The 15,899-nt window shown below is 70.4% G+C and carries 16 protein-coding genes and 1 tRNA gene; 7 read left to right on the top strand and 10 right to left on the bottom strand.

The window, feature by feature from the left end; translation table 11 throughout:
• Nucleotides 1-206: 206 nt before the first annotated feature.
• From P3X83_RS41690 to P3X83_RS41670, 5 genes are all read left to right on the top strand, one after another.
• Nucleotides 207-1,214, top strand: a complete 1,008-nt coding sequence (locus tag P3X83_RS41690; protein ID WP_277310973.1) for a LacI family DNA-binding transcriptional regulator — start codon at nucleotides 207-209, stop codon at nucleotides 1,212-1,214.
• Nucleotides 1,215-1,269: 55 nt separating this feature from the next.
• Nucleotides 1,270-2,295, top strand: coding sequence for an adenosine deaminase (gene add / locus P3X83_RS41685; RefSeq protein ID WP_277310972.1), 1,026 nt, complete (start codon nucleotides 1,270-1,272; stop codon nucleotides 2,293-2,295).
• A gap of 122 nt (nucleotides 2,296-2,417) precedes the next feature.
• Nucleotides 2,418-4,142: a S8 family serine peptidase gene (locus tag P3X83_RS41680; RefSeq protein ID WP_277310971.1), complete on the top strand. Its 1,725-nt coding sequence runs from the start codon at nucleotides 2,418-2,420 to the stop codon at nucleotides 4,140-4,142.
• Nucleotides 4,143-4,318: 176 nt separating this feature from the next.
• On the top strand, nucleotides 4,319-5,050 hold the full coding sequence (locus P3X83_RS41675) for a TetR/AcrR family transcriptional regulator (protein ID WP_277310970.1): 732 nt from the start codon (nucleotides 4,319-4,321) through the stop codon (nucleotides 5,048-5,050).
• A 17-nt stretch (nucleotides 5,051-5,067) separates the two neighbouring features.
• Nucleotides 5,068-6,333, top strand: a complete 1,266-nt coding sequence (locus P3X83_RS41670) for a cytochrome P450 (protein WP_277310969.1) — start codon at nucleotides 5,068-5,070, stop codon at nucleotides 6,331-6,333.
• A 247-nt stretch (nucleotides 6,334-6,580) separates the two neighbouring features.
• Here the strand turns inward: P3X83_RS41670 and P3X83_RS41665 are convergent, their stop codons facing one another.
• On the bottom strand, nucleotides 6,581-7,522 hold the full coding sequence (locus P3X83_RS41665) for a tyrosine-type recombinase/integrase (RefSeq protein ID WP_277310968.1): 942 nt from the start codon (nucleotides 7,520-7,522) through the stop codon (nucleotides 6,581-6,583).
• A gap of 97 nt (nucleotides 7,523-7,619) precedes the next feature.
• Between P3X83_RS41665 and P3X83_RS41660 the strand changes: the two genes are divergently transcribed.
• A tRNA-Arg gene (locus tag P3X83_RS41660) sits at nucleotides 7,620-7,693 on the top strand.
• 140 nt (nucleotides 7,694-7,833) lie between these two features.
• On the opposite strand, the gene P3X83_RS41655 is transcribed toward P3X83_RS41660, so the two are convergent.
• The 5 genes from P3X83_RS41655 to P3X83_RS41635 all read right to left on the bottom strand — a co-directional run bounded on the left by P3X83_RS41655 (nucleotide 7,834) and on the right by P3X83_RS41635 (nucleotide 11,653).
• Nucleotides 7,834-8,730: a tyrosine-type recombinase/integrase gene (locus P3X83_RS41655; RefSeq protein ID WP_277310967.1), complete on the bottom strand. Its 897-nt coding sequence runs from the start codon at nucleotides 8,728-8,730 to the stop codon at nucleotides 7,834-7,836.
• A 22-nt stretch (nucleotides 8,731-8,752) separates the two neighbouring features.
• Nucleotides 8,753-9,253: a hypothetical protein gene (locus P3X83_RS41650; RefSeq protein ID WP_277310966.1), complete on the bottom strand. Its 501-nt coding sequence runs from the start codon at nucleotides 9,251-9,253 to the stop codon at nucleotides 8,753-8,755.
• Nucleotides 9,253-9,450: a helix-turn-helix domain-containing protein gene (locus tag P3X83_RS41645; RefSeq protein ID WP_277310965.1), complete on the bottom strand. Its 198-nt coding sequence runs from the start codon at nucleotides 9,448-9,450 to the stop codon at nucleotides 9,253-9,255. Before P3X83_RS41645 ends, P3X83_RS41650 begins: the two co-directional genes overlap by 1 nt.
• Nucleotides 9,451-9,584: 134 nt before the next feature.
• A complete protein-coding gene (locus P3X83_RS41640) occupies nucleotides 9,585-10,772 on the bottom strand; it encodes a DUF3631 domain-containing protein (RefSeq protein WP_277310964.1) in 1,188 nt (395 codons plus the stop codon).
• A 71-nt stretch (nucleotides 10,773-10,843) separates the two neighbouring features.
• Nucleotides 10,844-11,653 carry a bifunctional DNA primase/polymerase gene (locus P3X83_RS41635; protein WP_277310963.1) on the bottom strand — a complete coding sequence of 270 codons (810 nt, stop codon included), beginning with the start codon at nucleotides 11,651-11,653 and terminating at the stop codon, nucleotides 10,844-10,846.
• Between the two features lie 48 nt (nucleotides 11,654-11,701).
• Between P3X83_RS41635 and P3X83_RS41630 the strand changes: the two genes are divergently transcribed.
• Nucleotides 11,702-11,866 carry a hypothetical protein gene (locus tag P3X83_RS41630; RefSeq protein WP_277310962.1) on the top strand — a complete coding sequence of 55 codons (165 nt, stop codon included), beginning with the start codon at nucleotides 11,702-11,704 and terminating at the stop codon, nucleotides 11,864-11,866.
• 111 nt (nucleotides 11,867-11,977) lie between these two features.
• Here P3X83_RS41630 and P3X83_RS41625 read toward each other — a convergent pair whose 3' ends face one another.
• The 4 genes from P3X83_RS41625 to P3X83_RS41610 form a co-directional block, all read right to left on the bottom strand.
• On the bottom strand, nucleotides 11,978-13,069 hold the full coding sequence (locus P3X83_RS41625; RefSeq protein WP_277310961.1) for a DNA cytosine methyltransferase: 1,092 nt from the start codon (nucleotides 13,067-13,069) through the stop codon (nucleotides 11,978-11,980).
• A complete protein-coding gene (locus tag P3X83_RS41620) occupies nucleotides 13,066-13,374 on the bottom strand; it encodes a hypothetical protein (protein WP_277310960.1) in 309 nt (102 codons plus the stop codon). The genes P3X83_RS41625 and P3X83_RS41620 overlap by 4 nt, the downstream gene beginning before the upstream one ends.
• A gap of 304 nt (nucleotides 13,375-13,678) precedes the next feature.
• Entirely contained in the window at nucleotides 13,679-15,034 is a 1,356-nt protein-coding gene (locus P3X83_RS41615; RefSeq protein WP_277310959.1) for a hypothetical protein, read from the bottom strand.
• On the bottom strand, nucleotides 15,034-15,741 hold the full coding sequence (locus tag P3X83_RS41610; protein WP_277310958.1) for a hypothetical protein: 708 nt from the start codon (nucleotides 15,739-15,741) through the stop codon (nucleotides 15,034-15,036). Before P3X83_RS41610 ends, P3X83_RS41615 begins: the two co-directional genes overlap by 1 nt.
• Between the last annotated feature and the right edge of the window lie 158 nt (nucleotides 15,742-15,899).

Here is a 15,899-nt window from a genome sequence, read left to right as displayed (position 1 = left end):
GTTGGCTGAAAGGAGGGGCGCGGGCGGAAATTGTCTCCCCCCGCTTTGCTCCGTTGTGCCCCGGCTCTGTGGAGTGCCGGACTATCGGCTCCCGATGAACAATCTGAAATATCCCGTATAGTCGTGGCCGGATCCGGACGCAAGCCGGACGCAAAATCCGTCGGATCACGCAAGCGATTTACGCGATCGACCGTTATGATCGCGCTGTGACCCGACGACTGGCGGAAGTGGCGAAGCAGGTCGGCGTCAGCGAGGCCACGGTGAGCCGGGTGCTCAACGGCAAGCCCGGCGTCTCCGAGACGACCCGCGTCGCCGTGCTCACCGCCCTCGACGTGCTCGGATACGAGCGCCCCACGCAGTTGCGCGGCGAGCGCGCCCGGCTGGTCGGCCTGGTGCTGCCCGAGCTGCAGAACCCCATCTTCCCCGCCTTCGCCGAGGTGGTCGGCGGCGCGCTGGCCCAGCGGGGCTTCACCTCGGTGCTGTGCACGCGCACGGTCGGCGGGTTCTCCGAGGCCGACTACGTCGACCTGCTCTTGCAACAGCAGGTCTCGGGAGTGGTCTTCGCCGGCGGGCTCTACGCGCAGAGCGACGCCTCCCACGCCCACTACGAGCGGCTGCGTGAGCGCCGCCTGCCGACCGTGCTGGTCAACGCGGCGGCCGGGCACCTCGGCTTTCCCCAGGTGTCCTGCGACGACGGCGTGGCGGCCGAGATGGCCTTCGGGCACCTCGACTCCCTGGGCCATCGCAGGCTGGGCATGGTACTCGGGCCGCCCGGCCATGTCCCCTCGCGCCGCAAACAGGAGGTCTTCACCGCCGTGGCGGGCCGCGACGGCCACGAGTTGCTGACCGAGCACACCATGTTCTCCCTGGAGGGCGGGCACGCGGCGGCGGCCGGGCTGGTCCGCGCCGGGGTGACCGGCATCGTGTGCGCGAGCGACGTGCTGGCCCTCGGCGCGATCCGCGCGGTGCGCCGCGCGGGGATGACGGTCCCCGGCGACGTCTCGGTCATCGGCTACGACGACTCCGCGCTGATGAACTGCACCGATCCGCCGCTCACCACGGTCCGCCAGCCGATCGACGCCCTCGGCCGGGCCGCCGTCGACCTGCTTGCCGCGCAGATCGACAAGACCGCGGTGCGTTCCGGCGAGCTGCTCTTCGAGCCGGAACTGGTCGTCCGGGCGTCCACCGGCCCGGCGCGTGGTTCCGGTCGCTGAATTTCATAATTCAATTGAATTTTTTGCGCTACCTCCCGTCGCTAGGCTGGCGCGCATGCGGAACCTCGCCACCCTCCCCAAGGCCCATCTGCACGTTCACCTGGAGAGCACCGTCAGGTGGGACACCCTGGCCGAGATCGCGACGGCCAACGGGGTGCCGGTGCCGGTCTCCGACGAAGGCTCCGACGAAGGCTCTGATGGGGGCTCCGGCGGGCGCTTCGCCGGGTTCCGGGCGTTCGCCGACCGCAACTCGCTGGTGCGTCAGTGCCTGCGGCGTCCCGGCGACTTCCGCAGGATCGCCCGCGAGTTCTGCGCAGGGGAGGCGGCCCAGGGCACCCGGTACGCCGAGGTCACCTTCACCGCCGCCGCGCACGGCGAGCGGCTGGGCGACCCGGCGATGCCGCTGCTGGCCGTCCTGGAAGGGCTGGCCGAAGGGCGGGCCGAGCACGGCGTGGAGTGCCGGGTGATCCTGGACCACTCCCGCCGCCGGTCGGTGGAGCGGGCCAGGCGCACGCTCGGCCTGGCCGTCGCGCACGCCGGTGACGGCGTGGTCGGGATCGGCGTGGCGGGGGAGGAGTCCCATTCGCTGGCGCCGTTCGCGGAGATCTTCCGCGAGGCGCGCGAGGCGGGGGTGCGGGTGGCGCATCACGCGGGGGAGATGGAGGGGCCCGCGAGCATCCGGGAGGCGCTCGGCCCGGGGCGCGCCGAACGGCTCGGCCACGGCATCCGGGTCCTCGACGACCCCGACCTGGTGGCCGAGATCCGCGAGCGAGGCGTCGCGCTTGAGGTGTGCCCGTCGTCGAACGTCGCGCTCGGGCTGGTGCCGTCGCTGGCCGAGCATCCGCTGCCGCGGCTGCGGGAGGCCGGGCTGACGGTGACCCTCAACACCGACATCCCCACGGCGACCGGCGCCACGCTGACCGACGAGTACGCGCGGGCGCGCGCCGCGTTCGGCTACGACGACGACGTGATGGCCGATCTGGCCCGTGCCTCGGTGCGGGCGAGCTTCGCCCCGCCGTCCGTGCAGGCGCGGCTGGAGGGCGAGATCGACGCCTGGCTGGCGTCCGCCGGGACACCCTGAGCGCGCGAAACATTTTCCACCATCAAATGTCACGCCTTGATAGCGAATTGCCGTAACACTGGCCCCGTGATGGCTGTTGAACCCAGATTTACACACATGTCCTGTGACACACGGAGGTATGTGTGAAGCGCAGCATTCTAATCGGCGCAGCCACCGCTCTGGCCCTGTCGACCGTGCTGGTCCCGGCCCAGGCCGCCCAGCAGACGGCGCAGGCGTCGGAATACGTGGTCCTTTACAAAGAAGGCGCCGACGCCGGGGCGGCCAAACAGGCCATCCAGGCTGCGGGTGGCACCGTTCTCGCGGAGAACACCGCGGTCGGCCTGGCCACCATCAGCACCGCGAACACCGATTTCGCGCGTGCCGTACAGGAGAGCGGGGCGGTCGAGGGCGTCGCCCACAACCGCTCCATCGGGTCCGCGCCCGCGCGTGCCGCCGCCACCGGCGCGGCCCGCAAGGCCATCGAGCGCAGGGCCGTCGAGAAGGCCGGGCACGGCGCGAAGGCCGGGACCGACTTCGGCCGGCCGTCGGCGAAGGCCGAGCCGCTGTCGAACCTGCAGTGGGACCTCAAGCAGATGAACGCCACCGCCGAGGGCTCCTACCGCCATGAGCAGGGCGACCCCGGCGTGCTGGTCGGCATCCTGGACACGGGCGTGGACGGCTCGCACCCGGACATCGCGCCCAACTTCAACCGCAAGCTGAGCCGTAACTTCACCGTGGACATCCCGGTGGACGCCAACGGCGCCGAGGTGGACGGCCCCTGTGAGGCCGAGGCCGACCGCTCCTGCAACGACGCCGCCGACGTGGACGAGAACGACCACGGCACGCACGTGGCGTCCTCCATCGCCGCGCCGATCAACAAGCTCGGCATCGCGGGTGTGGCCCCCAAGGTCTCGATCGTGAACCTGCGGGCGGGCCAGGACTCCGGCTACTTCTTCCTGCAGCCCAGCGTGGACGCGCTGACCTACGCGGGCGACGTCGGCGTCGACGTGGTCAACATGAGCTACTACATCGACCCGTGGCTGTTCAACTGCACGGACAACCCCGCCGACTCCCCGGCCGACCGGGCCGAGCAGGCCACCGTGATCAAGGCCACCCAGCGGGCGCTGAACTACGCGCACGCCAAGGGCGTCACGCTGGTCTCCGCCGCGGGCAACGGGGCGACCGACTACACCAAGACGATCATCGACGCGTCCAGCCCCGACTTCGCCAGCGTGCCCGGCGAGGAGCCGTACGAGCGGACCATCCCGCCGAGCTGCGTGTCACTGCCGAGCGAGGGCGAGCACGTGATCGCGGTCTCCTCCACCGGCATCAGCAAGCGTAAGGCGTACTACTCCGACTACGGCAACGGCTACGTGACCGTCGCGGCGCCGGGCGGCGACGTGTACGACACGCCGGGCAACACCCGCGACCTGTCCAGGGCCACGCTCGCGGCCTACCCCAAGTCGCTGGCAGAGGAGCGCGGTGAGCTGAACCCCGACGGTTCGCCCAAGCCCACCGCCACGCACCTGGTGCGCGACTGCCAGCGCGGCGTGTGCGCCTACTACGCCTACTCCCAGGGCACCTCGATGGCCTCGCCCAGGGCCGCCGGCGTGGCCGCACTGATCGTCAGCAAGTACGGCAAGCGCGACAGGCGGCACGGTGGCAAGACCCTCAGCCCCGACGTCGTCGAGCGGGTACTGACCGGCACCGCCAACGCGACCGCCTGCCCGAACCCGCCCGCGTACACCTACACCAGGAACCTGCCCGACGGTTCGACGGTGACCGCCACGCACACCTGCGAGGGCAACCGGGCCCGCAACGGCTTCTACGGCTACGGCATCGTGGACGCCCTGCGCGCCGTACGGTGACCCACGCCGCACGCTGATCTCTGGGACGAGTGCCCGGCCCCCACGGTAGGGGCCGGGCACTCGCCTTTTCCGGCGCACGCGGTTGCCGGGCCGTTCCGGGAGGGCTACGGTGACCGTATGACGCTTTGACCAGATTGGCGATTCTGGTCATACAGTCGGAGCGGAGGATCCCGAACGTGGCACCTGTCGAACGCCGGCCCCCGGAACCGCCCTCGTCCGAACGCGGGCGGAGAGCGGAACGGATCCTCGACGCCGCGGCCGAGATCCTGGCCTCGTGGGGCTACGCCAGAGTCACGATCGACGACGTCGCGCGCCGCGCGGGCGTCGGCAAGGGCACCATCTACCTGCACTTCGCCACGAAGGAGGAACTGTTCCTCAACGTGGTGATGCGCTCCCAGTTCCGGCTGATCGCGCGGCTCGTCGAAGACCTGCGCGACGACCCGGCCACGGTGCTGCTCAGCGACGTGTGCCGCCGGATCTACCTGTGGGCGCACGAGGACCCGGTGATCCACGCCGTGCTGGTCCGCGACATGGAGACCCTGGGCGCGCTCGTGCGCACCACCGCCGAACTGGCCGGCGACCTGTTCCAGGAGCGCATGCGGGCCACCGACGCCTACCTCGCGGTGCTCCGAGAGCACGGCCTGGTGCGCGACGACACCCCCGTTCCCCTGCAGCGGCACGCCATGGCCGCCGTCATCACCGGCTTCCTCACGGTCGAACCGGTGACCCCGGCGAAGATCCCTGAGCCCGAGGAGTGCGCCGGCGCGCTCGCCGACGTCATCCGCTCGTCCTTCGAGATCTCCCACGATCCGGCGGCCATGCGAACGGCGGCGGCGGAGGCCGCCGACATCTTCCAGCGCCTGCACGAGAGGTTCGAGACCGAGATCGGCGGGCGCACGTCCAACTGATCCAGCGGAGGGTAGAGATGAGCACTCCCAGCGGCACGGGCCCCATCGACATGATGGACCCCGACCTGCTGCGAGACCCGTTCCAGGGCTACTCGCGCATCCGGGAGGAGGCACCCGCCACCCAGGGCGTCATCCTCGGACAGGACACCCCCGTCTGGCTCGTCACCAGATACGATGACGTCAAGACGGTGCTCAGCGATCAGCGGTTCGTGAACGACCCGGCCGCCGTCCCCGGCGGCGAGGTCGCCAACCTGCGGGAGAAGGTGGTCCAGGCCCGGGGCATCCCGCAGGAGTACGCCAAGTACGTGCTGGACAGCATCCTCGACGCCGACGGCGCCGACCACCTGCGGCTGCGCCGTCTGGTCTCCCGCGCCTTCACCGCCCGGCGGGTGCTCGAACTCCGCCCGAGGGTGGAGGAGATCACCGAGGGCCTGCTCGCCGCACTGCCTGGCAAGGCCGGTCCCGACGGCGTGGTCGACCTCCTGGAGCACTTCGCCTACCCGCTGCCGATCACGGTGATCTGCGAGCTGGTCGGCATCCCCGAGGAGGACCGCGCCTCCTGGCACGACTGGGGCCGGGGGCTGTTGTCCCTGGAGCCGGGCGCGATGTCCGGGGCGCTGGTCGCGATGGTCGACCACATCGAGGTCATGGTCGCGCGGCGGCGCGAGGAGCCCGCCGAGGATTTGCTGACCGCCCTCATCAGGGTCCACGACGAGGACGGCGACCGGCTCGGCACCGACGAACTGATCACCATGGTGCTCACGCTCGTGCTGGCCGGGCACGAGACCACCGCCCACCTGATCGGCAACGGCACCGTGGCCCTGCTCACCCATCCCGACCAGCTCGCCCGGCTGCGGGCGGAGCCGGAGCTGGTGCCGCGGGCCGTCCACGAGCTCATGCGCTGGTGCGGTCCGGTCCAGGGGGCCCGCCTGCGTTACGCGACCGAGGCCGTCGAGATCGGCGGCGTGAAGATCGGCCGGGGCGAGCCGGTCATGGCGATGCTGGTGGCCGCCAACTACGACCCGCGCCGGTTCGGCGACCCCGACCGGCTCGACATCGCCCGCGAGCCGGAGGGGCACCGCGAGACCCACGTCGGCTTCGGGGCGGGTCTGCACTACTGCCTCGGCGCGGCACTGGCCAGGCAGGAGGGCGAGGTCGCCTTCAGCGCGCTGTTCCGCCGTTACCCGGGGCTCGCGCTGGCCGTCGAACCGGACGCGCTCGAACGCCAGTACCTGCCCAGCTCATGGCGCCTGGCCCGGCTTCCGGTCCGCCTCGACGGCTGATCGATCGACCGGTGACGTGCCGTCGCCCCGGCCTCGTGCTCCGAGAGGCCGGGGCGACGGCACGTCCGCTGCTCAGTCGTCGCTGACGTGGACCAACGGGCCCGACATGCCGGACAGCGCCAACAGTGTTTCGTCCTGGCAGTTGCAATTTCCGCATCCAGGTATCATTCCCTCGCCTCCGATCGAAGGTCACTGTCTCACTACCGAGCGTGAAGCCTGCCGATGTGGCCGTCAAGGGGTGTCCGCCCTATCCATCCGGGTACGCCGACGCCCGTTCCGCCGCTCTCGCCTGACGGCGGGCCATCTCCATCGACCGCCAACCGACGATCCGCATCAGCTCACGCGGATCGCCGCCCGCCCGCAGATACTCGCCGGTCACGGTCTCCCTGAACCGGTGCGGGTGCAGCCTGCCGCGCACCCCCGCCTCCCGGCCCCGCCGCTCCAGCATCTGCTGAATCCCGGTCGGGGTCAGCCGCCGGTCGCCCCCGGCCGCGGTGGCCCCGCGCATCGGCAGCCACAGCCACGGCGAGATGGCGTGCGGGTGCCGCGCCCGCGCCCGCAGGTACCGATCGACGGCCGCCGCCGCCTGATCGCCGATCGGCGCCGCCAGCGCGTGGTCGCCGAGCGTGACCCGCAGCCGCCGCGCCGCCGGCCACACGTCGTTGGCCTCGGCGTCTGCGCCGCTGTACCGCAGCCCGGCCAGCCAGGACAGCCGCATCCCGTTGTCCATCAGGATCCGCACGATCGCGGTGTCACGACGGCACTCGAACGTGTCCCCGGAGCACACCGCGAGCAACGCGGTCATCTCCTCGCCGCACAACGCCCGCGCGGGCGCGGGCGCCACGGCGGGGCCCTCCATCCCGGCCATCGGTGACCCGGCCGCCCGCTCGCCGTCCGCCACCAGCCAGTTGAAGAACACCCGCAGATTGCGGAAGTGCTTGTGCGCGTTGCCCGCGCTGGTGGCCGCCGTGCTCGCGGCCAGGAACGCTCCGACGTGCTCGGCCCCGACCCCCTCGATCTCCACCGGCATCCGCTGCGCGGCGAGATAATGGGAAAGGGCGCGTACCGAGTCCAGGTAGCTCCGCACGGTACCGCCGGCCTTGCCGTCCGCCCGCAACCGCAGCTCCCACGAGGAGACCAAGTCGAGCAACTGCGGTGCGCGCGACGCCTGACCCATCGCCTTGGCCACGATCCGCCTCCACCCAAATCCGATGCTGTACGCCCGGTGTGCGGATATGCTACCTTCACAGATGGTCACGGGACCCTCTGGTCAGCGGCCATTCCCGGCGCCCTTAGCTCAGTTGGATAGAGCATCGGACTTCTAATCCGACGGTCGGGGGTTCGAATCCCTCAGGGCGCGCCCACCCACACCACGCCGAAAGAGCCCCTGACCAGTGCTGGCGCGCTCAGGGGCTCTCTTGCGGTGTCCGGCTGTCTACGACTGCTACCGATCGTTTACGGGTGTCTCTGCCCAATCTCTGCCCGCGTGTCCCCCTCCGCTCAGGGGATGTCTTCCCCGAGGGCTTCGGCGATGCGTCGCCTGGCCGCGACGTCCTGACCGACGATGCACTTGGCGTAGACCCTGAGCAGGACTTCCACACTGTGCCCCGCCCACTCGGCTACCTGCGTGGCGGGCACGCCGGCATTGAGCCATGTGGAGACGCAGGCGTGTCGGAGGTCATAGACGCGCTGGGCCAATGGCGACCCGGCTTCGCGCTGGGTCAGGACCTTTTCGCGTGCTCTGCTCCACACGCGGCGATACGTGATGCTGGGCAGCTCACCCCCGCGCACTCCCGTGAACAGCCGGTCTCCGGGACCGATGTCGAATGCGGTCATATGGGCGCGCAGAAGCCTGGTCAGTGCGGGAGGACAGGGAACCGTTCGTGTCTGGCCTTCGCTGCGATGCTTGAGAGCGCGTTGCTCTCGGAGATTGCCGTCATCGGTCCACTCGCGCCCGGCGAACGGGGCCGCGCTCGCGAAGTGGAGCTCTCCCCAATCGTCGGCAGGTGGCTCCATCCTGTCGGTCTCGGGATCGGCTACCAGCCCGGGAACGATGACGTTTTCCCATCGGAGGTTGACGACTTCTTCCGGCCGTAGACCGGCGTAGTACATCACACCGAAGAACGCCACGAGTCGCCCTCCGCTCGGCTTCTGCGCTTTGACCTCAGCCAGCAGACGACGCGCTTGGGTGTGGTTGACGACGCTACGCCGGTCCACTTCGTAGGTGATTTTGGGCGGCCTCCACTTAAGGGCTTTGATCGGGTTGGAGTCCAAGAGCTTCAGCTCTACGGCGTAGTCCATGGCGTTCTGAAGAATGGTCTTATTCCGGAGGACTGTGCTCGTGGCAGCCTGCTTGCCGTCCAGACGCGAGCTAGCGGCGGAGAGAACCGCACGCACGGTTGCCGCCTCGCTGAGTGCGTCAACCGGCAGAGTGTTTCCCGGCCAGCCACGCGAGTACTTCCGCTTTGTCCTCGGGAGCCTCTGTGCGCTGTTTGGTGTTGAAGGCCCACCGACGCATGGCCGTGCGGAGGGCAAGGTCATCGGGTTTGCCGTCGTCGTCTGCCAGTAGAGCGGGAGTGGCGGCGGTGAGTGCGCGGGCGATGTCCTGTCGATATTTCGCCGAAGCGGTTTTCCACTTGAAGTCGGCGAACTTGCATGCGAAGTCGTACCAGCTCATTTCGGGTTTCGCGGCGCGGCCCCATTTGCAGGGCTCGCCGGTCAGGAGGCTGAACGGCTCTCCCTGGCGTGCAGCGGTCACAAGTCCACTGCGGTAGGCGTCGGCCTGCCCGATCTTCTGGAAGGTCCTTTTCCACGGCTTGCCCGCCGTGGACCAGCGGACGCGGTAGGACGTGACCTTTCCGGCCGAGTTCTTTCGGACCTCGGTCTTGTAGAGGCGGACGTCATAGGTGGAGTCCTTCATCAGGCGGCGTCCTCCCGGGTGTTCAGCCAGCGGTCAAAGTCGGTGCGGCGGATACGGAGATCGCCGTTCGGGAGCTTGATGCACTTCGGCGCGCGGCCTTTCTGGCGCCAGTCGTAGAAGGTGGATCGGGAGATCTGGAGTTCGGCGCAGAGTTCGGGAACGGTGAGCATCGCGCGAAGACGGGCGACGGTGGGCATCGGGCGCGTTCCTTTCCGCATGGTGGGGCGGACGCCGGGAGTGCGTCGTGACGGTTTGGGGAGGGGTAGCCGTCCCAGCCGTCCCAGCATCATTTGTGCTGGTCAGGCTGGGACGGCTTGTTTCGCTGGGACGGCTAAGCCGTCCCACGGTCGGAAGCCGTCCCGCGCTGACCTGCGATGACGAGACTGGGACGGCTGGGACGGCTACCCCCCTCAAAGAGCGGAATCTCGCTGCCGGACGGGGGCTCGGCGGGTACCGGTGTGGGGCAATACCGCGCCCACGCGTCCGTGAAATCGGCTCGCTGGTACCCCTTCGCTTGAGTGCCGTCGGTGAAGCGGATGTTGGCCGATCGGATCTCGTATTCGCGCAGGATCACGCCGAGTTTCATCGCGGTGAGCCCGGCCGGGCCGTAGTCGGCCCATGGGGCTTCGGGGTCGGCTTTGAGGCGTTCCAGCAGGGTCACGGTCGGGAGCGCGGGATCGTTGGCGAACGCGGTGCGGCAGTCGGCCAGCAGCCGTACCCGGGCGGATGGCTGGCTAGAGTCGTCGGCTTCGGCGGTCAGCGCGAGGACGGCGGCGCGGGCGCGCTCGGGCCAGTGCCCGCCGGCGTGGTCGGCGACGACGACCAGGGGTTCCCAGGTGTCGGCGGCGCGGTCTTCCACGGGCATGGCGGGTTCGGCGGTTTCCAGGGTGGGCAGGTCGGCGCGGAGCCACGCGCGGAGCTGGGTGGCCAGCTGGCGGAGCGGGGGCCGGTCGCGGCGGTGCCGGTAAGGCGCGACGGTTTCGCCGGGGGCGCGGCGGCGCATCCGCACCACGATGGCGCGGTCTTCGATCGTGTCGGGCATCGCACCGATCCCGGCGAGCGCGGCCATCGCGAACGTTGGGATGGACTCGACGCGGTTGGCGTTGGCGTCGTATCGCTTGGCGGGGCGGTTGCGCTGGTGCCCGGCGTTCAGCAGGCCGCGCAGGTCTTCGTTGCCATCGGCTTTGGGGCCGAAGATGGTGTCGGCTTCGTCTACGAGCATGGTCGGCGGGTCCTCCGAGATCGACCGGTAGACCGCCGCTGAGCTGGAATTCACGGTGATGAACGGCTCATGGCAGGTCGCCTCGACCACGTCCAGCAGCCGGGATTTCCCGCAGCGTTTCTCCGGGGCGCGGATGACCAGCCGGGGCGCGTGCGCCCACGCCGGTTGGGCGTGGGTCGCGGCGATCCACAACACCACGGCGTCGGCGGCGTGCGGGCTGGGCAGGATCACATACCGGAGCAGCGCGGCGAGCATCGCGTCCAGCAGTGCGGCGCCGTCCGGGTCGGGTTGGGGCACGGGGTCGTCTCCTTCGGGTGCGGGTGCGGGTGCGGGTGCGGGTGCGGGTGCGGGTGCGGGGCTGGGGCGGGTCATGCGGTCGGCCGGAGGGCGCGCATGGCGTCGGCCACGGTGCGGGCGGCCTGGCGTTCGTCGAATCCGTCGCCGAACCGCATCGCGGCGTACAAGCGGTGCAGGTCGCTCTCGCGGGCGCCGTTTTCGATGGCGCGGCAGGCCGCCCAGAACAGGGCTTGGTTGCGGCCGGGTTTGGTCCGGGTGGACAGCCAGCGGGCCAGCCCGCCGATGCCCGCATCGGCCATCGGTGCCGCGCCGGTGGGGGTGGCGGGCTGTGGCCGGGCAGGGTGGGCCGGTGTGAGGTGGGCGCGGACTGCGGCCCAATTGAGTTGGTCTCGCGTGGTGGCGGGGGCAGACATCAGTCGGTATGACGTGCCGTCCACGATGCTGGGCGGCACGAGGACGTATCCGCCGGCGGCCTTGAAGTCCAGGAAGCGGGCTTTCAGGGAGCCGCACCGCTGGGCGGTGCCGGGGTAGTAGCAGTGCAGCCCGCCGGATGGGGTGGCCACGACGGCGAGCGGCGGCGGGATCACGGCGGCGGCTTTGAGGCGGTTGAGTGCGGGATATCCGGTGCCTTCCGGTTTGACGTCCACGTCCAGGACGTCGAAGGAGCCATCTCCGGTGGGCAGGCCGATGTTGGCATCCGGGCAGGCCGCCCACCAGCGCGAGACCAACTCAATATCGGCGCTCGCTCCGAGGAAGCCGTCAGGGACAAGTCGCCCGATCGGTTGCTTCCTGCCGGGAATGCACGGGAAGACCTTCAGGCCACGGCCCGCCAGTCTCAGGGCGGCGGCCAGGTGCGGCCGGTCTTGGGCGGTGGCGGTCACATGATCCTCCCCTCCCCCGATGCGGGGGTCGTCGTTAGCCTCGGAGTCATGACCGAAGAGACGCGGATTGCGCTGAAGAACTACGACAACCTGATCCGCTCCCGTGGCTTGGACGATGTCGAGCTCCACTGGGATACGGACACCCTGGTCTACGGAGACGGCGGGGCGGTCATCGATGTCCTGCTGGACCCCGGCTTCACCGGAGTGTCTTGACGTAGCGACCGGGTACGTTTACGCCGTCCCGCACGCCCGTCAGGCCCAAGGAGGGCGGCGGGCGAAGGCCGTCCTTCTCGTTCGGCGGGTGGCTGTCTCTCGGAGCGGTGGTCATGCCACCGCCTCGAACAGGTACGGCTGTAGGTAGCCGGTGATGGGTGTGCGGGCCGGGTAGAGCGCGGCGAGGTAGGCACGGACGGCGGGTTGCCAGTCCAGCCCGAGCACGGCGCCGAGGACGGCGGCGGCCACCGGCGGGGCGATGACGTCGGCGGCTTGTAGGAACTGTTTGGAGCGGGAGCCGTGCCAGGGGTAGAAGGCGGGGAAGCCGGTGAGCAGGCCCGCCTGAGCGGGGGTGAGCCGGGCGCCGTCGGATACCCGTGTCCATGAGCGGGCCTTCTCGGTCAGGCACCAGGCGGGCCGGTCGGCGGGGAACTCATTGCCGCCGCTGGTGCGCCGGGCGCCACGGGTGTTGACGCGTTCCCCGGCGGCCCAGTGCAGCGCGTCGGCCATGGTGGTGGGCGGGAAGGGGCCGGTGAGGGGTGGGTGCAGGCGGGGAGCGCCGAACCTGCCGCAGCTCCACCACTCGCGCATCGGCAGGCCGGTGAGGTCGGGGGTGTGGTCGCGGGCGGCGATCAGGAAGACGCGGGTACGGCGGCTGGCCACGCCGAGATCGTCGGCGGCCAGGGTGATGACCGCGCAGTGCTCGAAGTCGGCGGCGGCGGCCAGTTCGGAGGCGGTCTCCTGCCAGATGGCCGCGACGGCGGGGACTTGTTCGGCGATCACCCATTGCACGTTCGGCAGCCGCAACGCGAATCGCAGCGCTTCCACCACCAGCGCCGAGCGGGTGTCCTGGACGTGGCGGTACACCTGGGCGTAGGCGCTCTCCGCGCCGAGTCCGGCGTGGCTGTCGCCGAGCCGCGCGAGCGCGAGCGCGATGGCGTGTCGGTCGCGGTCGTGTAGCGCCGAGCGTTTGCCGGCGGTGCTGAAGGTGGGGCACGGCGGGGTGATGACGGCGCCGGTCACCTTGGGGAAGTGCTCGGGGTCGAGTTGGGGGACGTCGGCCCGGGTGCGGTGGAACCCGGCCGCGGTCGCGGTGGCGCACGCGTCGGTGTCGATGTCGTGGCCGTGGATCGGCTCGTCGATGCCGAGGATCCGTGCGCCTTGGTCCATGCCGCCCGGCCCGGCGTACAGGGCGAGGATCACCGTCCTTCCTCCGTTGCGGGCGGCAGCGCGGGCGGGGTGGGGCCGCGTCGGGTACGCGGCCGGGCCGCCGGGCCGGGCGCGGGCCGGTCATCGACGCGTTCGGCGCGAACGCGGATGGGACCTTCGGGCCGGGTGCGGTGGGCGGCGCTGACGTCGATGACGATCCGGCCGCCGCCGCCACGGTGGCGCAGCCGGGCAGGGTCTCCGACGATCAGTCGTGGATCGCCGGTGAGGAGCGGCAACAGGATCGCGAGGACCTGTTCGACGTGCTCGGGGTCATCGCCCATCAGGCGCAGTTGCGGCATGGCGGTATCGCCTTTCGTCGGGTGGTGAGGTTGATCGCGTGGCCCCTGCTTGGGGGCCACGGGCGGGGGGTTGGGGGGAGGGTTACAGGTCAGGCGGGGGGCCACGGGGCGTGGCCCCTGCCGTGGCCCCCCGGTGTGGCCCCCCTGTGGCCCCCCGTGGCCCTCATGCGTGGCCCCTCGCCTCCGGGGGCGTGGCCCCCCGTGGCGGGAAGATCAACAAGCGGGTCGCGCGCAGCCCACGCGCAGCCGTACGCGCGTGGGGCGGACGCGGTGCCTGGCCCTCGGCGCTGACGGGTGTAGTCGGTCAGGCCGCCGGTCGCTGTGGCAGGGGATACCGCTGCCGGTCGTCGTCGTAGGGGCCGATGATCCCCGCCGCCGACAGGCGTTTCATCTGCTTTTGGAACCACGCCCTGCTGATGTCGGTGCTCTCCCACAGGTCTTTGAAGTCGCCCGTGCCGACCTCCCGGCCCCCGGCGTCGTAGATCTGGTGCAGCCGGGCCATCAGGACGGCGCCGCGTTCCTCGTTGGTCATCTGCCGGGGCGGGCCGGTGAAGGTGATGGGCGGCGGGCCGCCGTCGTCGATGTCGGGGATCTCGTCATCGATCCCGGCTCTGACGCCGGGGTCGGGGTCATCGGTGCTCAGGTACTCGCCGGTGACGTTCTGCATGTCCTCCTCGCTCTCGTCCCGGTGGTCGTGGCCGGTGGCGTTGTCTGGCCGGTCGTGTCGTGGCGCGTCCAGCGCCGCCGGTGCGGCCGGGGCGCCCAGAGCGCCGGGGCCGCCGGTGAGGCGGGACAGCCATGCCGTGGTCGTGTCCACGGTCTTGGCCGCCGCAGGGTGGGCGGCGGCGTGGGCGCGCATCGCCTGGCTGGCCTGCCGGTCGTCGAAGTTCCCGGCCGTATCGATGCCCCAGGCGTAGGTGCGCAGCGGCAGTGCGATCCGCCCGTCCGGGATGGACGGGGCGTCCAGGTAGGCCATGCCGGGCTGTTTGCTGGCCCACAGCTCCGGGCGTGCCCCGGCGTCCTGCTGGGCCTCTGACAGCCCGAACGAGGCGTCTTGGGTGTTGTCCACGCCGAAGCACATCTTGGCGAGCTGGCCGCGGGCGAGGGTCGGCATCTGGGTGTAGTCCGAGCGCTGCAGGCTCATGACGATCGTGCCCCCGGCGGAGCGGATGGCCTTCAGCATGGACAAGAACGCCTCCTGTTCCTTGTCCGGCAGGGCGTCGAAGATGTCGGGGAACTCCTCCAGCCAGACCAGCCAGTACGTGAGCCCGCAGCCCGGTTTCCAGGTGGCCAGCCCCTTGGCGGCGAGATGATCGGTGCGGGGGTTGACCTGGGCGTGCAGCTCGGACAGCATCTTCCGGGTGCCGTCCTTGGTGGTCTCGAACCGGTGCAGCGCTTCCCGCAGGGGACCGAGGGTCTGTTCGCCTTTGGTGATGTCGGCGGCGAACACCGCCACGTCGGCGCGGGAGACGACCTCGGCGAGGTAGTTCCAGGCCCCGCCGATGCTCTTGCCCGCGCCGGTCTTGCCCATGATCTGAAGGTGGTGGCCCACGATCGTGTATTCGATCTCGTCCAGGTCCTGCCACAGTCCGAGCCGGATCGGGTCGGCCACGCTGTGAGCGGGGCGGGAGGGGCCGGGCCAGACGATCGGGTGTTTCATCACCCTGGGGTCGGATGCCACCCCCGGGCCTTGGACGCGTCATCAGGGTCGGCGGTGGTGGTGAGCGACCCCGGGGGCAGGCCCATGCCCGACTCGACATAGCCCAGCTTGCGTTGCAGGTCATCCGGCGTCTGCTTGCCGGGCTGGAGCTGAACCTCGAACTCTGTCTTGTGGTCGGTGGCCTTCGTCGTCGTGGCCGCCACTCCCGGCATGCCCGCCTTCTCCGCGCCCTTGCCGAACAGGAAGGCGAGCGGGTCGGAGACCGCGCCCGGGTTGTCCCAGCCCTTCATCCGGATCACCGAGCGGATGTTCCACGACAGGGCCATGGTGATGCCGCCGACCACGCCGAGCCGCCACACGATCGGATGGGCCGGGCCGGTGATGACCACGGCGACGGTCCACATCCCGGCCAGGAAGGTGCTCACGGTGGTGTGGGTCTTGCCCCACGGGCCGCGGGCGTGGGACTGCCCGAACGCCACCCCGGTCAGCACGATCGCGCACACCGTGACCACGCTGGACCACACGGCGAGCATGCCGGGGCTGTAGAGGATGAAGTGCAACGCGGTGGCCAGACCGTAGCCGAACAGGGCGACCACCCACGGGGCGGCCAGGGTGACGGCTTTGGACACCTCCTTGGCCGCCACCTTGGAAAGGCTGGATTCGGTCTCCAGCGACACCAGGTCCTTACCGCTTGTGCGGGTCGCCATGATCAGTCGTCCTTGTTCCAGTCGAAGGTGCTGCTCCGCTTGTCGGGTTTGGCGTGCGGGAGGATGTCCACGAACTCCTTGCGGAACTGGGCGTGGAACTTCACCAGCTCCACCCCGGCGCCCTGCTGGAGTTCGGCGGCGCGCTTGAGCCGCTTGAC

Origin of the sequence: Spongiactinospora sp. TRM90649 (assembly GCF_029382225.1) — a bacterium.
In the GTDB taxonomy this organism is placed as follows: Bacteria; Actinomycetota; Actinomycetes; order Streptosporangiales; family Streptosporangiaceae; genus Spongiactinospora.
Note: the sequence above shows the minus strand (reverse complement) of the source record. Positions and strands in the feature narration are given on the sequence as shown.